We start from the raw sequence: 19,256 nt of genomic DNA on the forward strand, positions 1-19,256 counted from the left end.
CATCATGCCCGAGAACATCGTCACGGCTTCTCACAGACTGCTGACCGATGCCGACTGAAGGGGTCATGCGGCTCAGCAGCGGGCGGCCCGCCGACGACGGGTTCACGATCATCGAGGTGATGGTCGCGCTCGCCCTCATCAGCACGGTGATGGCCGCGCTCGGCACGTACTTCGTGTCGTCGACGCGTACGAGCCGCTATCAGGCCCAGATCCAGACCGCGACGCGCCTCGCCCAGAGCGGGATGGAGGCCGCTCGCGGATTCGGCGGGCCGACCCTGCTGGTGGGGCGCGCGCAGTGCGGCGGCTGCACCGACGTGAGCGGCTTCGACTCCCTGGGCTACCTGTCCGACACCGTGCGCTGGGACGCGCCCGTCGCGGCGGTGACGGCGACCGTGCCGCTTCCGGACGTCGCGGAGATCACCTCCGTCAACGGGGTCTCCTACTACCGCTACTACTTCGTCGGACGCTGCTGGCAGGCGGCCGGCGGCGGCCGGTGCGGCGTGAACGACGCGCTGCCCGCGGCCATGATCCGCCTCGTCGTCGGCGTCGCCTGGCGCTCCCCCGACTGCCGAGACGCCGTCTGCATCCGCGCCGCCACCTCGCTGTTCAGCGCGGACCCGTCCGACCCGGTGTTCGCGCAGTGATCCGCCGGTTCGTCTCCCGGGCCACCGGCGACCGCGGGTCGCTGCCCATGGCGATGCTGCTGATCCTCGTCGGCGTGTCGCTCAGCGGCCTGCTCGCCGCGGCCGTGTCGGCGCAGATCTCCGGCACCCGCGCGACCGTGCACAGCTCCGAGGCCCTGGACGCGGCACAGTCCGGGATCGACGTCGCCCTGGGTCAGATCCGTCTCGCCGTGACCGACGGCGCGGGCGACCCGGCGAAGCTGCCCTGCGGCCCGTTCACCGGCACGGTCAACACCGCCACCGACCAGTCCTACACCGTCGCCATCCACTATCTGCGCACGCAGCCGCCCGCGGGCGACGTCGGCTGGGCGCAGGCCAACAAGATGACGTGCACGGGCAGCCACCTGTCCGGCGCGGAAACCCCCGTCTACGTCCTGCTCTCGTCGACCGGTCGCGCTCTGGACACCGGAGGAACAACTGCTCCACGTACGGTCACAGCGACGTACACGCTGCACAGCGCCACCCGGGAGAACGTCGCCGGCGGACTCGTACACGTTCTCGGGCAGAACAACCCCGACCTGTGCTTCTCCGCGCCCGCAGGCACGCTGGTGGCCGGTGCGCCACTCACCCTGCAGGTCTGCGACAGCAACGACGACCGGCAGAAGTTCGCGTACGTGTCGAACCTGAACCTGGTCCTGGTCGCCTCCCGCGCGGACGGCTCGAAGGGCATGTGCCTGGACGCCGCGCCGGTGCACGGCGAGCAGGTCGTCTTCCGCGCCTGCGCCGAGCCGACCGCGGAACGGCAGCAGTGGAGCTTGAACGACCGCGCGAACTTCGAGGGCACCAAGAACGCCGCGCGCGACCAGCAGTGCTTCCACGTGGTCAGCCCCGGCATCGCCGGGAGCACGATCGTGCTGCACGCGGCCGCCAGCGACCCGGCCGGTGTCTCGCAGTACGACAAGGCCTGCGGCGACGAATACACGGTCACCCGCAGCTTCCAGCCGGAGGCGGCCGTCGGCACCGGCGGCGCGGGCGCCAAGAGCAACCAGTTGGTGAACTTCCAGCAGTTCGGCCGCTGCTTCGACGTCTCCGGCAACGACGTGACGGCCCCGTACATGGTCATCTGGCCGTGCAAGCAGAGCCCCAACGGCATCGTGCAGTGGAACCAGGTCTGGCACCTGCCGGCGATCCCGGACGGCCACAGCAGCGGTGCGGGCGTCATCTGGCTGCACAGCGACCAGGACAACGGCACCTACTGCCTCAGCAGCCCCGGGCGGCTCAACCCGCCGGGGTACGACCCGGCGACCGCGTCGTACCCGAAGCTGGTGACGTGTGACCCGACGGCGCCGGCCACCCCCGCGACCACGTGGACGCGCCGCGGCGCCACGGGCGTGTTCGCCACCGCCTACCGGATCGAGACCACGTACGGCGCCCCGACCGGGACCACCTGGTGCCTCGCCCCCACCGACACCGCACACGACTACTGGTACACGGGCAACAAGGACGTCAGCAAGGGCACGCTGGCGGTCTGCGACGGCACCCGCGGCCAGAAGTGGAACGCGGACCCGATGGTGCTCAGCTCGGCGGTGAGCGACGTCAGCGAGAAGTGAGCGCCAGCGACTTCTCGAAGCACACGCTGTACGGATTCCCCACGTACTCCCCGTACACCGGGATCGGCACGTAGCCCGCGGAGCGGTACAGCGCGATGGCCGCCGGCAGGTAGGTGCCGGTCTCCAGGCGCAGCACCGGCCGGTCCGCCGCCAGCGCCTCCTCCTCGAGCGCCACGATCAGCTGCCGGGCGATCCCCCGCCCCCGGTACGCCGGCCGCACGTACATCCGCTTGAGTTCGGCGACACCCGGCTCCAGGGGCTGCCACGCCCCGCACGCCACGACCCGCCCGTCCACCACCACGACCAGGTACGCCACGCCGTGGTGGGTGAGGTAGACCTGACCGTCCTGTCCACCGTCGGCCTCGGCGAGCTCCCGCTGCTGCGCGACGAGCAGCGCGGCCAGCTCGGGATCGGTGGCGGTACGGGACTCGATCAGCATCCCGCCAACCTAGATCGCGCCCGTTTCCAGCACGTTGCGCCGATCTGGACGGGAGCCGATCACTCGTCGTCCAGGTCGTCGTCGTCCGTGACGAGGACGGGCTTGGCCGACATCGAGACCGTCGACACCGTGCCGTCCTCCGACATGTGCAGCAGCTCGTCGTCCGAGCGGATGCGGCGCGCCTTGCGGGCGGCCAGGCGCTCCGCGGCCGAGGCGCGGCCCGTGACGTCCTCGAGGCGGGCGTCCGTGCCGCGCGGGCCGGAGACGAACTCGCCCGCGTTGGGCTGCCAGTCGAACTCCTGCTCGGCGATGCGCACCGGGTCGCCGGCCTTCGCGCCCTTCTTCGCCAGCGCCGCCTCGACCCCGACGCGCTCGAGCCGGTCGGACAGGTAGCCGACGGCCTCGTCGTTGTCGAAGTTCGTCTGGCGGATCCAGCGCTCGACCTGGACGCCACGGACGACGTACACGCCGTCGGCGTCCTGCTCGATCGTGAAGCCCTTCTCGTCCACCGCGCGGGGGCGGACCACCGTACGCGTGGGCTCGATGACCGGGGTGGCCAGGCGGTGCGCGGCGACGGCCTCGGCCAGCGCGTACGTGAACTCCTTGAGCCCTTCCCGGGTGACCGCGCTGACCTCGAAGACGCGGTAGCCGCGGGCCTCCAGGTCGGGGCGGACCATCTCGGCCAGGTCCCGCCCGTCCGGGATGTCGATCTTGTTGAGCACCACCATGCGCGGCCGCTCCTCCAGCCCCCCGTACGCGGCCAGCTCCGCCTCGATGGCCTCCAGGTCGGCGATCGGGTCGCGTTCGATCTCGGGCGCCGCCGCGTCGAGAACGTGGACCAGCACCGAGGTGCGCTCGATGTGCCGCAGGAACTCCAGGCCCAGCCCCTTGCCGGTGGCCGCGCCCGGGATCAGGCCGGGCACGTCGGCGACCGTGAAGGTCTCCTCGCCGGCCTGCACGACGCCGAGGTTCGGCACCAGCGTGGTGAACGGGTAGTCGGCGATCTTCGGCTTCGCCGCGGAGATGACCGAGATCAGCGACGACTTGCCGGCCGACGGGAACCCCACCAGCCCCACCTCGGCGACACTCTTGAGCTCCAGGACCACGTCGAACCGGTCGCCGGGCTCGCCGAGTTCGGCGAAGCCGGGCACCTTGCGCCGGGTGTTGGCCAGCGACGCGTTGCCGCGCCCGCCCCGGCCGCCACGGGCCACCTCGAAGGTGGTGCCCTCCCCGACGAGGTCGGCGAGGACCTCGCCCTCGGGGGTCTGCACGACCGTGCCGTTGGGCACCTTCAGGACCAGGTTCGCGCCGTTCGCGCCGTCCCGGTTGGCGCCCATGCCCCCGGTGCCGTTCTGCGCCTTGACGTGCGGGCGGAAGTGGAAGTCGAGCAGGGTGTGCTGCTGCGGGTCGACGGCGAGGGTGATGCTGCCGCCGTGGCCGCCGTCGCCGCCGTCGGGCCCGCCGAGGGGCTTGAATTTCTCCCGGCGTACGGAGACACAGCCGTGGCCGCCGTCACCTGCCTGCAGGTGCAGCACGACCCGGTCGACGAACGTAGCCACTTGGTAACTCCCACCTCAAACGCTGTGTCTTCCCCTGCCAGAACACCAGCACGGCCGTGCGGCTTCCCGATGGGGAAACGCCAGCGGGCCGCGGACCCCGTAAGGTCCACGACCCGCTGCGATGCTGTCGGCCGCCACGGCGGCCGGGTCTTACTCTGCCGAGGCCGAAGCCGCGACCGGCACGATGCTGATGGTCTTGCGGCCACGCTTGTGACCGAAGAGCACGTTGCCCGCGGCGAGCGCGAACAGCGTGTCGTCGCCACCGCGGCCGACCAGGTCGCCCGGGTGGAACTTCGTGCCGCGCTGCCGGACGATGATCTCGCCCGCGTTCACCAGCTGGCCGCCGAACCGCTTGACACCGAGCCGCTGGGCGGCGGAGTCACGGCCGTTCCGAGAGCTGGATGCACCCTTTTTGTGAGCCATGGCGGTTCGTCCCTACTTCCCGCTGGAGATGCCGGTCACCTTGACGAGGGTCAGCGGCTGACGGTGACCCTGGCGCTTGTGGTAGCCGGTCTTGTTCTTGAACTTGTGGATCCGGATCTTCGGACCCTTGGTGTGCTCGGCGATCTCGCCGGACACCGTCACGTTGGCAAGCTTGGCCGCATCGGTCACCAGGTTGTCACCGTCGACGAGGAGGACCGCGGCGAGCGTCAGCGAGTCGCCGGGCACACCCGCGAGCTTCTCGACCTCGATCACGTCGCCCTCGGCAACCTTGTACTGCTTGCCGCCGGTCTTGACGATCGCGTACATGGGACGCGGACTCCCTGAGACTTACGCAGCGAGGATCGCTGCTTGGCGGATGAAACTCGGTCCCGGCCCCGCAGGTCTCTGTCATGGCAGAAGCTCGCTCATGGCAGATCACTGCGTCACGCACGGGAACATGGCGCCATGAAAATGCGCCGTCAGAAAGAGTACTTCATGAGACTGCCGCTGCCCAAACCGGGGAGCGTCAGTCGGTCCCGCAGGCCTTCGACAGCGTCTCCTGCAGGCCGTCCAGCTTCTCGGCGTCGAGCTTGCGCACGTCGCCCTTGAGCGCCGACACCTGCTTGCTCATCACGCCCAGGGCCTTCTTCAGCTGCGGGTCCGAGGCCAGCTTCGCCATGTCGCCCAGGGCGAAGGAGTAGTTCTGCACGTCCCGGGTCGTCTTCGCCTTGGCGGCGGCGACCGCGGCCTTGTCCTGCGCCGACTCGGCGTCGATCAGCAGCTTGAGGTCCTGGGCGAAGTTCTTCGCGGCGTCACCGCCGGTCTTCGCGGCCTGGTCGCAGATCGCCTTCGTGTTGCCCTTGAGCGCGGCGTCGCCCTTGCCGGCCGCCGACGAGCGGGGTGCCGGTGAGCCGCCGGAGGCGGGCGCCCCGGCCGAGGAGCTGCCCGCACCCGCCACGGGCGTACCCGCGGCCGAGGGCTCGGCGGACTTGTCGGTCGAGCAGGCGGTGAGCAGGAGAGCGCTGCTCAGGACCGCCGCGCACAGAAGGCGTCGCATGATGCTCCTACAGGGGGATGAGCGGGGGGATCACGAGACTAGCCGACATAGATCATCGGACATGGAGCGGGCGGCCCCAGCAGCACTTTCTGCCAGGACCGCCCGGAACGCCACACTTCTCAGGGTCGCGTACGCCGCCGTGCGCCACCGCGCCGGGAGCGACGCCGTCCGCCGGCGCCCGCGCCGACGGACCCGTCGTCGTCCTCGTCCTCGTCCTCGTCGGCCGCGTCCGGGTCGTCCGCACCCGTCAGCTGCAGCGGCTCCGTGCCGTCGGCCTCGTACCGCGACAGGTCGTAACCGCTGATGTCGTAGTCGTCGTCATCGTCGTCCGGGGAGAGCTTCGGCGCGGGGCTGATCACGCCCGAGCCGGCCGCGACGATCCCCGAGCCGGCCGGGGGCAGCCCCGCCGTTTCGGCCGCCGGGTCGTCGGCCACCGCCTGCACGGTCACCGGCTGCTCCGCGATCGGCTCCTCGGCCGCCACGACCTCGGTCTCGGCCGGGGCCTGCTCGCCGCCACCGCCGCGACGGCGCCGCGACTTGGCCGGCTGGGGCGGGGCCTCCGTACGCGCGGCCGCCGCCACCGCCTTCACCTGGTTGCCCGCACCCGTACCGGCCGAGCGCTTCTCCGGCACCGGCTCGGTGTGGATGATCACGCCACGGCCCTTGCAGTGGTCGCAGGTCTCGCTGAACGCCTCGAGCAGCCCGGCGCCGATCCGCTTGCGGGTCATCTGCACGAGCCCCAGCGAGGTGATCTCGGTGACCTGGTGCTTCGTCCGGTCCCGGCCCAGGCACTCGGTGAGCCGCCGCAGCACCAGCTCGCGGTTGCTCTCCAGCACCATGTCGATGAAGTCGATCACCACGATGCCGCCGATGTCGCGCAGCCGCAGCTGCCGGACGATCTCCTCGGCCGCCTCGAGGTTGTTGCGGGTGACCGTCTCCTCGAGGTTGCCGCCGGCGCCCGTGTACTTGCCGGTGTTCACGTCGACGACGGTCATCGCCTCGGTACGGTCGAAGACCAGGTGGCCGCCCGAGGGCAGGAACACCTTGCGGTCCAGGCCCTTGAGGATCTGCTCGTCGATGCGCTTGTCCGCGAACACGTCGCCCCCGCCGGTGTAGCGGTGCATCCGCTCGACCAGGTCGGGCGAGACCGAGTTCAGGTAGTTCTCCAGCTCGCCGTACGCCTGGTCGCCCTGCACGATCAGCTCGCGGAAGTCCTCGTTGAAGAGGTCGCGGACGACGCGGATGACCAGGTCGGGCTCCTCGGAGAGCGGACGCGGCGCGGCACCCTCGGCCGCCTTCGCCTGGATCTCCTCCCACTGCGCCTGCAACCGCTTGACGTCGCGGGCCAGCTCGTCCTCGCTGGCGCCCTCGGCCGCCGTGCGCACGATCACGCCGGCGCCGTCCGGTACCAGCTTCTTCAGCACGTCGCGCAGCCGCTTGCGCTCGTTGTCGGGCAGCTTGCGGCTGATGCCGGAGGCGTTCCCGTTCGGTACGTACACCAGGTGCCGGCCGGAGAGCGCGATGTGGCTGCTCAGCCGGGCACCCTTGTGCCCGATCGGGTCCTTGGTGACCTGGACCAGCACCGAGTCGCCGGAGCGCAGCGCCTGCTCGATCGAGCGCGCGCGCCCCTCGAGCCCGGTGGCGTCCCAGTTGACCTCGCCGGCGTAGAGGACGGCGTTGCGCCCCCGGCCGACGTCGACGAACGCGGCCTCCATGCTCGGCAGCACGTTCTGCACCTTGCCGAGGTACACGTTGCCGACCATGGTGCCGGAGGTCGACCGGGAGACGTAGTGCTCGACCAGGATCCCGTCCTCGAGCACGGCGATCTGCGTACGGTCGGGCTTCTGCCGGACGACCATGACCCGGTCGACGGCCTCGCGGCGGGCCAGGAACTCCGACTCGCTCAGGATCGGCGGGCGGGTCCGGCGCTGCTCGCGGCCGTCCCGGCGGCGCTGCCGCTTGGCCTCCAGCCGGGTGGAGCCGGAAACGCCCTGCACCTCGTCGCTGCGGCGCGGCTCGCGCACCCGCACGACCGTGTGCACGCCGTCCTCGACCCCGCCGGACTCGGCGTCGCCCGAACCCTTGCGGCGCCGGCGCCGGCGGCGGCGGGTGACGCCGTCGCCCTCGTCGGCGTCGTCCTCGTCGCCCTCGGCCTCGGCCTCGGCGGCGTCCTCGGGCTGCTCGGCAGCGCCGTCACCCTCGTCGGCCTCGTCGGACGGGCCCTTGCCGCGGCCACGGCCCCGGCGTCCCCGGCGTCGCCGCCGGCGGCCGGCGCTGTCCTCGTCGTCGTCGTCCTCGTCGGCGCCGTCCTCGACGTCGTCGGCGCTCTCGTCGGTCTCCTCGAGCAGGGGAGCCTCGACGGCCTCGACCGCGGTGCTCTCCTCGGCCTCGGCCGCGGCGCCACCCCGGCGGCGGCGCCGGCTCTTGCGGGCGCCCTCGGCGGGCTCCTCCGCGGCGGCGGGCGCCACGGGCTCGGCGACGGCCTCGGTGGTCTCGGCGACCGGCTCGGCGGCGGCAGCGGCGGCTCCGCGCCGGCTGCGGCGGGTCGTCGGCGCGGGCTCGGCCTCCGGGTCCGGCGGCATGAACAGCACGGCGGGCGGCAGGGCGGCCTTCCGGCCGCGGCGCGGCTTCGGCTCCTCCTCGACGAAGTCGTCGTCGAGCGGCAACACCCCGATGACGGGTACGCCGGCAGCAACGTCCTGCCCGTTCTCGTCCTCGTCCTCGGCGACCGGCTCCTCGACGGCGGGAACCGGAACCGGCGTGGACACGGCCGGCGTGGACACGGCCGGCGTCTCGTCCGCGGAAGCGGCCGGCGGCTCGGCGGGCGCGGCGGCCGGCACGGCCTTCTTGCGCGCCCGGCTCCGGGTGGCCTTCACGGGTGCGACCGGCTCGGCGTCGCTGAGCAGGCTCTCCGCGACGGCGGCGGGGTCCTCCGCCAGCGCCTCGGCAGCAGCCGGAACGGCCTTCTTGCGCGCCCGGCTCCGGGTGGCCTTCACCGGGGGTGCGGCAGCGGGCTCCGCCGCGGCCGCGGCGTCGCTGGCGTTCGCCGCCTCGTCGGCGGCGCCGGGCTCCGCGCCGGGCGCGTCCACCGGCACAGCCGGCGGCGTGGCCTTGCGGCGCGGGGCGCGGGTGCGGCGCGCAGGGGCAGCGGTCTCGGTGGCTTCAACGGTGGGAGGCGTACCCGCCTCGTCCCGTTCACCACCCTGTGGCTCGTTATCGAGCATGGGGCGCTCTCCAGTTCTGGCGGCCCCGGGCGCGGGTGAGCGCTGCCACGCAGGGTCGCCGCAAGTTTTTCGGTCCCGACCGTCGTCGGACGGGCTTCCGAAGTCTGCCAACGCGGGCGCCGGCCGAACCGGTCAACGCCCTCCGATGGGTGCGTCCTCGCGATCCGCGTCCAACGGATCGACGATCTCCCCCTGCGGGGTGAGCGAGCCCTGGGCCAGCCGGGTCACCCGTGGGGGCACCGGCGGCTCCAGGCCGGCCACCACATGCAGGCCGGACAAGACGTCATCGGGCCGTACGGCGGGCGTGACCTGCCGCACGACAAGGTCGATTATCGCACACCGTGCCGCCCCGGCCCCGGAAGGTGCGCCAGACTGCTCGGTCACAGCGAAGAACGCAACTGCATTTCGGGCGTCGAACGAGCGGCGCCCCTGCTTCGTCATGCGCTCGACCAGCACTTCTTCGGCCGCGAGGAACGCCTCGACGGCCGTGGCCGCCACCGCCGGCTCCACCTCGGGCAACTCGATCAGCCACCGGGACGCGTCGATCCGGTCGGCCAGGCTGCCCTCGCGCGCCACCACGGCGTCGAGGACGTCCAGGCCCGGCGAGAGCGCCGCGTCGAGCGCCGTACGCAACTGCTCCGGGTCCACCTCGGCCTGCAGCCCGATCTCCAGGTACTCCGCCTCGCTCCCGACGCCGGTCGGCGCGGCACTCGCGTACGAGATCTTGGGGTGTGGGGTGAAGCCCTGGGAGAACGCGATCGGGACCGCGGCACGCCGCAGGGCCCGCTCGAAGGCTCGCGCGAAGTCGCGGTGCGAGGTGAAACGCAGCGGGCCGCGCTTCGCGTAGCGCAGGCGGATCCGCTGGACGACCGGCGCCTGACCGCCGACGGGCTGGTTCTTGGCCATGTCAGGCAGGCACTCCCAGACTCTTGACGGGGGTCAGGGGCAGGAGCTTCTTGCCGGTCGGGCCGATCTGGATCTCCGTGTCCATGGACGGGCACACGCCGCAGTCGAAGCACGGCGTCCAGCGGCAGTCGTCCTGCTCGTACTCGCCGAGGGAGTCCTGCCAGTCCTGCCAGAGCCAGTCCTTGTCCAGGCCGGAGTCCAGGTGGTCCCAGGGCAGCACCTCGAGCTGGTCACGCTCCCGGGTCGTGTACCAGTCCAGGTCGACACCGAAGTCCGGCAGGACCTCGGCGCACGCCTCGACCCAGCGGGCGTACGAGAAGTGCTCGGACCAGCCGTCGAAACGCCCGCCCTTGTCCCAGACGCGCCGGATGACCTTGCCGACCCGGCGGTCGCCGCGGGAGAGCAGGCCCTCGATCAGCGACGGCTCGCCGTCGTGGTAGCGGTAGCCGATCGCCCGGCCCAGCGACCGGTCGCTGTTGATCTCCTGCTTGAGCAGCTTGAGCCGGTGGTCGATGACCTCGGGCCGCTCCATGGCCGCCCACTGGAACGGGGTGTGCGGCTTGGGGACGAACCCACCGATCGAGACCGTGCAGCGGATGTCCTTGGTGCCCGCGGCGGCCCGGCCGGCCCGGATCACCTCGTGCGCCATCTGCGCGATCTCGAGCACGTCCTCGTCGGTCTCGGTGGGCAGGCCGCACATGAAGTACAGCTTCACCTGCCGCCACCCGTTCGAGTACGCGGTGACGACCGTCCGGATCAGGTCCTCCTTGGTCACCATCTTGTTGATGACCTTGCGGATCCGCTCGGAGCCACCCTCGGGCGCGAACGTGAGGCCGGTGCGCCGCCCGTTGCGGGACAACTCCTGCGCCAGGTCGATGTTGAACGCGTCGACCCGGGTGGACGGCAGCGACAGCGAGACGTTGGTGTCGGCGTACTGCTGGGCCAGGCCCGAGCACATGTCGCCGATCTCGGAGTGGTCGGCGCTGGACAGCGAGAGCAGGCCGACCTCGGAGAAGCCGGAGAACTCCAGGCCCTCCTTGACCATCTGCCCCACCGTGGTGATCGACCGCTCCCGCACCGGGCGGGTGATCATGCCGGCCTGACAGAACCGGCAGCCCCGGGTGCAGCCGCGGAAGATCTCCACGGCGTACCGCTCGTGGACCGTCTCGGCCAGCGGGACCAGCGGCTTCTTCGGGTACGGCCAGGCGTCGAGGTCCATGGTCGTGCGCTTGGCCACCCGGAACGGCACGTCGGGGCGGTTCGGCACGACGCGCTGGATCCGGCCGTCCGGCAGGTAGTCGACGTCGTAGAAGCGCGGCACGTAGATGCTCTCCGTACGCGCCAGACGCAGCAGCAGCTCCTCGCGGCCGCCCGGGCAGCCCTGGGCCTTCCACTCCCGGATGATGCCGGTGATCTCGAGGACCGCCTCCTCGCCGTCACCGAGCACGGCGGCGTCGATGAAGTCGGCGATCGGCTCCGGGTTGAAGGAGGCGTGCCCGCCGGCGAGCACGATCGGGTCGTCGTCGCCCCGGTCGGCCGCGTCCAGCGGAATGCCGGCCAGGTCCAGGGCGGAGAGCATGTTGGTGTAGCCGAGCTCCGTGGCGAACGAGATGCCGAGCACGTCGAATGCCTTCACCGGGCGGTGCGCGTCGACCGTGAACTGCGGGACGCCGCGCTCCTTCATCAGCGCCTCGAGGTCCGGCCAGACCGCGTACGTCCGCTCGGCCAGCACGTCGGGCTGCTCGTTGAGCACCTCGTACAGGATCTGCACGCCCTGGTTGGGCAGGCCCACCTCGTACGCGTCCGGGTACATCAGCGCCCAGCGCACGATGGTCGCGTCCCAGTCCTTGACGACGGCGCCGAGCTCGCCGCCCACGTACTGGATCGGCTTGCTGACCCTGGGCAGCAGCTGCTCGAGCTGAGGAAAGACGGAAGCGACGCTCATGGGACTCCAGGGTACGCGGCTACCGGTTCACCTCTTCCGCGGCCTGCCGCAGGTCCGTGGCCAGAAGATCGTCGCGGAACGCGCACAGCTGCAGCGTCATCCGGGCGGGCCCGGACTCCCCCACCACCAGCCGGATCGGGGTGCCGTTGCGGTCCAGGTCACCCACGAGGGAGTCGAGCAGCCGCACGCCCGCGCTGTCCAGGAACGAGACGGCGGTCAGGTCGATGAGCACCGCGCCCGCCCGGCCGGTGTACCGCACGATCTCGCGGCCGATCGCCGGGGCGTTCGCCAGGTCGATCTCACCGGCGAGGCGGACCACCGCGGCCGCGCCGGCCTTCGCGAAGGTCACCCACTGGTCGGTCATCGCACCTCTCCGCGGGAACGCCGCATGGTCACCGTCGTCCCGTCCGTACGGTCGAACTTCACGTCGTCCATCACCTGGTGGATCAGTTGCAGGCCGCGCCCGCGGGACAGGTCGGCGCCCGCCGCCTGCCAGTCGCCGCGATCGGTCACCCGGATCTCGACGGCCTCCTCGGAGATCGTGGCGGTGACGTCGACGATGCCGAACGGGTCGTTACGGTACCCGTGCTCGATGGCGTTCGCGACCGCCTCCGAGCCGGCCAGCAGCACCGCCTGGGTGCAGTCCTCGTCGAGGCCGTGCGACAGCAGCCAGCCGCGCAGGTCCTTGCGGAGCAGCGCTATCTGCACCGGATCGGCGCCGATGGAGCGCTCCAGCCGGTCCTCGGTGCCGATCGCCAGGCAGAGCAGGCAGACGTCGTCGCCGTGCTCGCGGCCGACCAGGCTCTGCGCCAGGCCCGCGGTGAGGCCGGGCAGCGGGGCGTCGCGCCGGCCGGCGTACGCCCGGGCCAGCATCTCGAAGCCGGCGTCGATGCGGCGGTTCCGGCGCTCGATCAGCCCGTCGGTGTAGAGCAGCAGCCGGGTGCCGGCCGCCAGCGGCGTACGGTGCTCGACGCGCGTCCGGCGCCCCGCGTGCGAGCCGAGCGCGCCGGAGCGGCCGTCGAGCAGGTAGCGCGGGGAGCCGCCCGGCTCGGCGAGCAGCGGCGGCAGGTGCCCCGCGCAGGCGTACGTCATCTCGCGGGTGGTCAGGTCGACCTCGGCGTACGCGACCGTGGCCATGCGCGCCGACTCGACCCGTTCGACGAACCGGTCCAGGCGTTCCAGCAGCCGGGCCGGGCCGGCCTCGGCCGAGGCGAGGGCGCGGATCGCGCTGCGCAGCTGGCCCATGGTGGTGGCCGCGTCGATGCCCCGCCCGACCACGTCGCCGACCACCACGGCCAGCTTGTCCGGGGTGATCAGGAACGCGTCGAACCAGTCGCCGCCGACCTCGAGGTCGTGGGCGGCCGCCTGGTAGTGGGTCTCCACGGCGAAACGCGGGTCGCTGGGCAGGTCGCCGGTGAGCAGGCTGCGCTGCAGCGTCCGGGCGATGGCCCGTTCCTGCTCGTAGAGCCGGGCGTTCTCCAGCGCGAGCGCGGCCCGGTCGGCCAGGTCGGTGAGGAAGGCGGTCTCCTCGGCCGTACGCCGGCCCGCGGCCGCCCGCAGCGCGAGGGTGCCCAGCACCTTTCCGCCCACGCTCAGCGGCAGCACGGCGCAGTCGAGGGCAGCGGCGGGCTCGGCGAACTCGGCCTTGCCGTTGGCCACGACGAGGGCGGTCCGCTCCGCGAGCCGGTCGGGGTCGGGCTCGGGACCGCCGGCGTCGGCGACCAGGCCGGCCGGGCCGATCTGCAGGCGTACGGCGGCCCACTCGGCGATCTCGGGAACCAGCCGCTCGGCCAGCCGCCGGGCCCGGGGCATGAGCCGCTGCAGCTCCTCGAGGGAGCGGGTGGTCTCGGCGAGGAACGTGGCGCGCGCCTCGCGGCGGCGGGCGGCGTCGTACAGGCGGGCCCGGTCCAGCGCCTGCCCGGCCTGATGGCCCAGGAGCCGGACGACGCGCAGCTCGCTGTCGCTGAGCTCGCGCTCCTCGGCGAAGCCGAAGCAGAGCACCCCGAGCACCTCGGTGCCGATGGCCTCGCCGGTGAAGCCGGTCGTCAGCGGCAGCATCACCGCGGTGCGGTAGCCGCCCGTGCGCATGGCCGCGGCGAGCGCCGGGAAGTGCTCCTCCGCCTCGGCGATCGAGCCGAAGACGTGCAGGTCGCCGCGGCGGGCCACCTCGGCGACCGGGCGGGACGAGGAGAGCGGTACGTCCGGGTACACGAGCGCGTCGGAGCCGGCGCCGGCCAGCGCGACGAGCAGGTCGCGGTCCTCGTCGACGAGCCACACGCTGCTGCCGGCGGCGCCGAAGGCCGCGGCGGGCGCCCCGATCACCGCCTCGGCGACCTCGGCCGCGGTGGGTGCGGCGGCCAGGTCGGCGACGACCTGCTGCAGCGCGCGTACGCGTTTCTCGGACGCCTCGGCCGCCCGCCGGGCGGTGAGCAGCTCCCGCTCGTACTCCCGGCGGTCCGTGGCTTTGAAGATCATGGTCCGCACCACCCGTGGCAGGCCGGCGGGGTCGCGGCCGAGCGCCGAGTTGACCAGGATGGGCAGCTGGGTGCCGTCCGCACAGATCAGCTCCATCGCCAGCTCGTGGACGCCGTCCTGCATGGCGAGCAGCGGCGCGTAGTGCGTCTCGTAGTAGATCCGGTCGCCGGCGCCGAGCAGGTCACGGAACCGCCGCCGGCCGACCAGCTCGGCGCGGTCGTAGCCGGACCAGTCCAGGAACGTTCTGTTGACCCGGACGATCGTCCCGTCCGGCAGGGTCGTCAGATAGCCGCACGGCGCGTTCTCGTAGAGGTCCCCGGGCTCCTCCTCCCAGGGCACACGCAGGTCCTGCGTCACGTCCGGCCCACCACCGCCGTTCTCGGTCATGAATCTCAGACGTACGCCTTGATGGCGGCCACGGTCTCGGCCGGGGCGCTGAGGTTCGGGCAGTGCCCGGTCGCATTCATGGCCACCAGTGTGCTCCCCTTCAGGTGCGCGTGCACGTAGTCGCCGACCGCGGCGGGCGCGATGACGTCGTCGGTGCACTGCAGGATCAAGGCGGGCGTACGCACTTTCGCGAGGTCCTCGCGGTTGTCGGACAGAAACGTCACGCGCGCGAACTTCTTGGCGATCTCGGGGTCGGTGGCACAGAAGCTGTTGGTCAGCTCCCGGCCGAGCTCCGGCCGGTCGGAGTTGCCCATGATGACCGGCGCCATCGCGCTGGACCAGCCCAGATAGTTGCTGTCCAGGGACTCGAGCATCGACTCGATGTCGCTCGTACGGAACCCGCCGACGTAGTCCGCCGTGTCGATGTACCGGGGCGACGGGCCGACGAGGACGAGCTTGGCGAAGCGGCCGGGTTCCCGTGCGGCGGCGAGCACCCCGATCATGGCGCTGACCGAGTGCCCGACGAAGATGACGTCGTGCAGGTCGAGGTCGTGGATGATCTCCAGCACGTCGGACGCGTACCCGTCGAGCGTCGCGTAGCGCTCGTCGTCGTACGCCCGCAGATCCGACCGCCCGGCGCCGACGTGGTCGAACAGCACGACCCGGTGGGTGCCGGTGAACTCCGGGGCCACGAACCGCCACATGTTCTGGTCGCAGCCGTAGCCGTGGGCGAACAGCATCGGCTGTCCGTCCGGCTTCCCGCTGATGTTGACGGCGTGTCGCTGAATCGTGCTCATGTACCGGCCACCACGGGGTCACCATACGACTCCGTACCGTCGGCCACATCACCCCCCGTGTCCGTTCCCGCAAGGATCTCCGGCCCGGCGAGGTGGCGGGGCGCTTCTAACCTGGCGCTACGGGGCCTTGAGCAGAGCGGGAGGAGATCGACGGATGACCGACCAGCAGCCGGGTGATCCGGCGGCGGGCGAATCCGACCACCACCCGGACGCCGCGGCCCCGGGCGGCACCCCGGACCCGACCCGCATCGACCCGGCCGGCCCGGCGCCCGAGCCACCCACCGCCGCGGAGCCACCCACCGCCGCCGAGCCGCCCACCGCGGCCGCCGGGGACGTCCCGGAACGCTGGAGCGGATCCGCACCCGTCCCGCCGCCCACGCCGAAGAAGCCGCGCTGGGGCCGCCGCCGGCCGCAGGAGGACGTGCCGGCGGTGGACCCGTGGGCGGACAGCGAGGACTGGTCGGCGACCCCGCCGGTCGACCCGTGGGCCGACCACGACACCCCGCTCGACGTCATGGAGCCGTTCCCGGAGGCGCTGCCGCCCACCCGCATCGACGCCCCGCGCGCGGAGATGCCGCCGACCCGCGTGGAGAGCCCGCTCCCGCCGACCAGGGTCGAAACCCCGGCGGCTCCGGCCCCCACACCCCCTCCGGCCGTGTCCCCGGGCCCGGCGCCCGCCGCACCGGCCCTGCCCCCGGAACGCCGCCGCGGCTGGCTGCGCAAGCGCCGTACGGAACCCGGCACGGAGAAGACCCGGCCCAGCCCCGCACCGCCGGCGGCGTGGTCACCGCCCGGCGCCACTCTCCCGGCCGTCTACGCCGAACGCGCCCGCCCGCTCCCGCCCTCGCCGGTGAAGGGCCGGAAGCGGCACAAGCAGGCCCCACCGCCGCCGCCCGCCTGGCGTCCGCCGCAGGCCGGCGGTCCGCACCGCCCACCGCACCCGGGCGGACCTCACCGGCCGCTGCCACCGCCGCCGCGCCGCAAGCGCCGCTGGGGCCGCCGCCTTTTCGTGTTCACCCTGCTCAGCGCCCTGTGCTGCTGCGGCGTACCCGGGTACTTCCTCTGGCCGGCAGCGCAGCAGTATCCGGTCTCGGCGGTGCTGCCCTCCTCGGTCGCCGACTTCGACCTGCGCGACGACGGCGCGAGCAAGCGGGCCGTGGAACGCCTCGCCGACCAGGTGGGCGGCCTGAGCCTGGTCTCGGGTGACGCGTTCGCCGGCATGTACGCCGACGGCAACGGCAAACGCGTCACGATCTTCGGCAGCACCGGCCTGCGCCTCACCCCCGAGGCCGATGTCGAGGCGGAGCTCAGCCACCTCACCGACGAGTACCAGATCAAGGACGTCGAGGCGTACGACCTGGGCGAGACGGGCGCGCACGAGCGCTGCGGCGTCGGGCGCAGCAGCGGTGACACCGTCGTGGTCTGCGCGTGGGCCGATCACGGCAGCCTCGCCACCGTCCTGCTGACCCGCCGGTCGGCGGCGGAGAGCGCCCGGCTCACCGGGGTGTTCCGCGAAGCCGTGCTGCATCCGCGGATCGGGAGGAATGCGCAGCTCAGCCAGGGGTAGAAACGTCGGCATGACGAGGCGCTGGCTCTTCGCCGACCAGCTCGGCCCGCACTTCCTCGACCACCCGCGGCAGCCGGTGCTTCTGATCGAGTCGAAGGCGGTGTTCCGCCGGCGCCGCTTCCACCGGCAGAAGGCACACCTGATCCTCTCCGCGCTCCGGCACCGCGCAGCCGAGCTGGGCGACCAGGCGCAGTACGCCCGCGCCGACACGTACGGCGAGATCGTCCGCGCGCACCCCGCCGAGCTCAGCGTCTGCCATCCGACCTCCCGGGCCGCCCGCGAGCTGGTGCAGCGGCTGGACGTCGAGCTGCTGCCGCCGCGCGGTTTCGTCACGGCGCCCGGCGACTTCGTGGCGTGGGCGCAGGGCCGCAAGCACCTGCGGATGGAGGAGTTCTACCGCGACGCCCGGCGCCGGCACGCGGTGCTGATGGACGGCGACGAGCCCGCGGGCGGCACGTGGAACCTGGACGCGGACAACCGGGAGCCGCCGCCCCGGGGAGCGCAGAAGCTCGGCGTCCCGCCGCCGCCACGGATCCGCGAGGACGACATCGACGCCGGGGTACGCGCGGATCTCGACCGGTGGGAGCGCGACGACGGCGTCGAGTTCATCGGCCGCGACGGGCCCCGGCTGTTCCCGGTGACCCGGCGGGAGGCGCTGGCCCGGCTACGCCACTTCGTCACCCATCGGCTGGGCGCGTTCGGGCCGTACGAGGACGCGATGCTGGCCGGCGACCCGTGGATGGCGCACAGCATGCTCAGCGCCCCGCTGAACCTCGGCCTGCTGGACCCGCTGGAGATCGTCGAGAAGGCGGAGGCCGCGTACCGGTCGGGTGCCGCGCCGCTGAGCAGCGTCGAGGGCTTCGTCCGGCAGATCATCGGCTGGCGCGACTTCATCTGGCACCTGTACTGGTACTTCGAGCCCACCTACCGGGCCTCGAACGAGCTGCACGCCGACGACGGCATCCCGCGGTGGTTCGCCGAGCTGGACGCGGACGCCGTCGAGGCGCGCTGCCTGTCCGACGTGCTCGCCGGCGTACGCGACCGCGGCTGGGTGCACCACATCCCGCGCCTGATGGTGCTGGGCAACTACGCGTTGCAGCGGGGCTGGAAGCCGGGCGCCCTGTCCGACTGGTTCCATCGGGCGTTCGTCGACGGGTACGAGTGGGTCATGACCGCGAACGTGGTCGGCATGAGCCAGTTCGCGGACGCCGGCCGGATGAGCACGAAGCCGTACGCGGCCGGCGGCGCCTACATCAACCGGATGAGCGACTACTGCGGCGGCTGCCGGTACGACCCGAAGGTCCGCGTGGGTGAGAACGCGTGCCCGTACACCGCGGGCTATTGGGCGTTCCTGCAGCGCAACGAGGGCCGGCTGCGCGCCAACCACCGCATGCGCCGGCCGATGCAGGGCCTGGACCGGCTCCCGGACGTCGAGGCGCTCGTCGAGCAGGAACAGGCCCGCGGCGACAGCGCCCCCTAAGCCCCTTCGGGCGCTGTGCGCGGCGGCGCGTAGCGCGGCACGTACTCCTGGCCGGTGAGCTTCTGGATCTCGGCGATGACCTCGTCGGTCAGCGCGCGCAGCTCGGTCCGGTCGTTCGGGCGCCCGGCGACCGGGATCGGCTTGCCGAACTTCACGACGACCCTGCCCTTGCCGAGCTTCGGGTACGGCTGCCCGATGGGCTGCACCTTGTCCGTGCCCACCATGCCGACCGGGATGATCGGCACACCGGCCGCCACCGCCAGCCGCGCCACGCCCGTACGCCCGCGGTAGAGCCGCCCGTCCGGGGAGCGGGTGCCCTCGGGGTAGATCGCGACGAGGTCGCCGGCCTTGAGCACCGGGATCGCGCCGTCGAACGCGGTGAGCGCCGCCCGGCCGCCGGCCCGTTCGACCTTGATCGCGCCGAGGCCCTCCATCACCCACTTCGTCGCGTTCGCGCGCAAGCCGCCGCCCCGGAAGTATTCGGCCTTGGCCCAGAACGCGATGTGCCGCGGGACCGTGGAGCCGAGGAACAGCTCGTCGGCGACGGACAGGTGGTTGCCGGCCAGGATGGCGCCGCCGGTCGCGGGGATGTTGTCGAGGCCTTCGACGTGCGGACGCCAGCCGAGCTTCATCGCGTTGCCGACTGTGAGTTTGCCGATCGAGTAGAGCAGCGGCAACGTGTTCCTCCGGCGGGGGCGTGCAGCGAAAGTGGGGGGCGCAGAGACATTATCCGACGTCACGGCCGCCAACCGGTTGATCTTGGA

General features: G+C 72.4%; 16 protein-coding genes. 4 read left to right on the top strand and 12 right to left on the bottom strand.

Annotated features, from left to right (window positions below):
- The first annotated feature begins 47 nt into the window (after positions 1-47).
- Both COUCH_RS31940 and COUCH_RS31945 read left to right on the top strand, forming a co-directional pair.
- Positions 48-644 carry a type II secretion system protein gene (locus COUCH_RS31940; protein WP_249608908.1) on the top strand — a complete coding sequence of 199 codons (597 nt, stop codon included), beginning with the start codon at positions 48-50 and terminating at the stop codon, positions 642-644.
- Positions 641-2,233 (top strand): RICIN domain-containing protein, encoded by a 1,593-nt coding sequence (locus COUCH_RS31945; protein ID WP_249608909.1) that lies wholly within the window; start codon positions 641-643, stop codon positions 2,231-2,233. Before COUCH_RS31940 ends, COUCH_RS31945 begins: the two co-directional genes overlap by 4 nt.
- On the opposite strand, the gene COUCH_RS31950 is transcribed toward COUCH_RS31945, so the two are convergent.
- The 11 genes from COUCH_RS31950 to COUCH_RS32000 form a co-directional block, all read right to left on the bottom strand.
- Entirely contained in the window at positions 2,220-2,672 is a 453-nt protein-coding gene (locus COUCH_RS31950; RefSeq protein ID WP_249608910.1) for a GNAT family N-acetyltransferase, read from the bottom strand. The two genes, COUCH_RS31945 and COUCH_RS31950, sit on opposite strands and share 14 nt — an antisense overlap.
- 59 nt (positions 2,673-2,731) lie before the next feature.
- Entirely contained in the window at positions 2,732-4,231 is a 1,500-nt protein-coding gene (gene obgE / locus COUCH_RS31955) for a GTPase ObgE (protein ID WP_249608911.1), read from the bottom strand.
- Between the two features lie 150 nt (positions 4,232-4,381).
- Entirely contained in the window at positions 4,382-4,654 is a 273-nt protein-coding gene (rpmA, locus tag COUCH_RS31960) for a 50S ribosomal protein L27 (protein ID WP_249608912.1), read from the bottom strand.
- A 12-nt stretch (positions 4,655-4,666) separates the two neighbouring features.
- On the bottom strand, positions 4,667-4,981 hold the full coding sequence (gene rplU, locus COUCH_RS31965; RefSeq protein ID WP_249608913.1) for a 50S ribosomal protein L21: 315 nt from the start codon (positions 4,979-4,981) through the stop codon (positions 4,667-4,669).
- Positions 4,982-5,180: 199 nt separating this feature from the next.
- A complete protein-coding gene (locus COUCH_RS31970; RefSeq protein WP_249608914.1) occupies positions 5,181-5,711 on the bottom strand; it encodes a hypothetical protein in 531 nt (176 codons plus the stop codon).
- A 119-nt stretch (positions 5,712-5,830) separates the two neighbouring features.
- Positions 5,831-8,935 (bottom strand): Rne/Rng family ribonuclease, encoded by a 3,105-nt coding sequence (locus COUCH_RS31975; protein WP_249608915.1) that lies wholly within the window; start codon positions 8,933-8,935, stop codon positions 5,831-5,833.
- Positions 8,936-9,067: 132 nt separating this feature from the next.
- Positions 9,068-9,841, bottom strand: a complete 774-nt coding sequence (locus COUCH_RS31980; RefSeq protein ID WP_275980011.1) for a TIGR03936 family radical SAM-associated protein — start codon at positions 9,839-9,841, stop codon at positions 9,068-9,070.
- 1 nt (position 9,842) lies between these two features.
- Positions 9,843-11,786, bottom strand: a complete 1,944-nt coding sequence (locus COUCH_RS31985; protein WP_249608916.1) for a TIGR03960 family B12-binding radical SAM protein — start codon at positions 11,784-11,786, stop codon at positions 9,843-9,845.
- A 19-nt stretch (positions 11,787-11,805) separates the two neighbouring features.
- Positions 11,806-12,150: an STAS domain-containing protein gene (locus COUCH_RS31990; protein ID WP_249608917.1), complete on the bottom strand. Its 345-nt coding sequence runs from the start codon at positions 12,148-12,150 to the stop codon at positions 11,806-11,808.
- On the bottom strand, positions 12,147-14,648 hold the full coding sequence (locus COUCH_RS31995; protein WP_249608918.1) for a SpoIIE family protein phosphatase: 2,502 nt from the start codon (positions 14,646-14,648) through the stop codon (positions 12,147-12,149). Before COUCH_RS31995 ends, COUCH_RS31990 begins: the two co-directional genes overlap by 4 nt.
- A 5-nt stretch (positions 14,649-14,653) precedes the next feature.
- Entirely contained in the window at positions 14,654-15,445 is a 792-nt protein-coding gene (locus COUCH_RS32000) for an alpha/beta fold hydrolase (RefSeq protein ID WP_249608919.1), read from the bottom strand.
- Between the two features lie 154 nt (positions 15,446-15,599).
- On the opposite strand from COUCH_RS32000, the gene COUCH_RS32005 reads away from it, so the two are divergent.
- Entirely contained in the window at positions 15,600-17,012 is a 1,413-nt protein-coding gene (locus COUCH_RS32005; RefSeq protein ID WP_249613960.1) for a hypothetical protein, read from the top strand.
- Between the two features lie 10 nt (positions 17,013-17,022).
- On the top strand, positions 17,023-18,492 hold the full coding sequence (locus COUCH_RS32010; RefSeq protein ID WP_249608920.1) for a cryptochrome/photolyase family protein: 1,470 nt from the start codon (positions 17,023-17,025) through the stop codon (positions 18,490-18,492).
- On the opposite strand, the gene COUCH_RS32015 is transcribed toward COUCH_RS32010, so the two are convergent.
- Positions 18,489-19,169 (bottom strand): lysophospholipid acyltransferase family protein, encoded by a 681-nt coding sequence (locus COUCH_RS32015; protein WP_249608921.1) that lies wholly within the window; start codon positions 19,167-19,169, stop codon positions 18,489-18,491. The two genes, COUCH_RS32010 and COUCH_RS32015, sit on opposite strands and share 4 nt — an antisense overlap.
- Positions 19,170-19,256 lie beyond the last annotated feature (87 nt).

The sequence above is a fragment of the Couchioplanes caeruleus genome (assembly GCF_023499255.1).
Lineage (GTDB): Bacteria > Actinomycetota > Actinomycetes > Mycobacteriales > Micromonosporaceae > Actinoplanes > Actinoplanes caeruleus_A.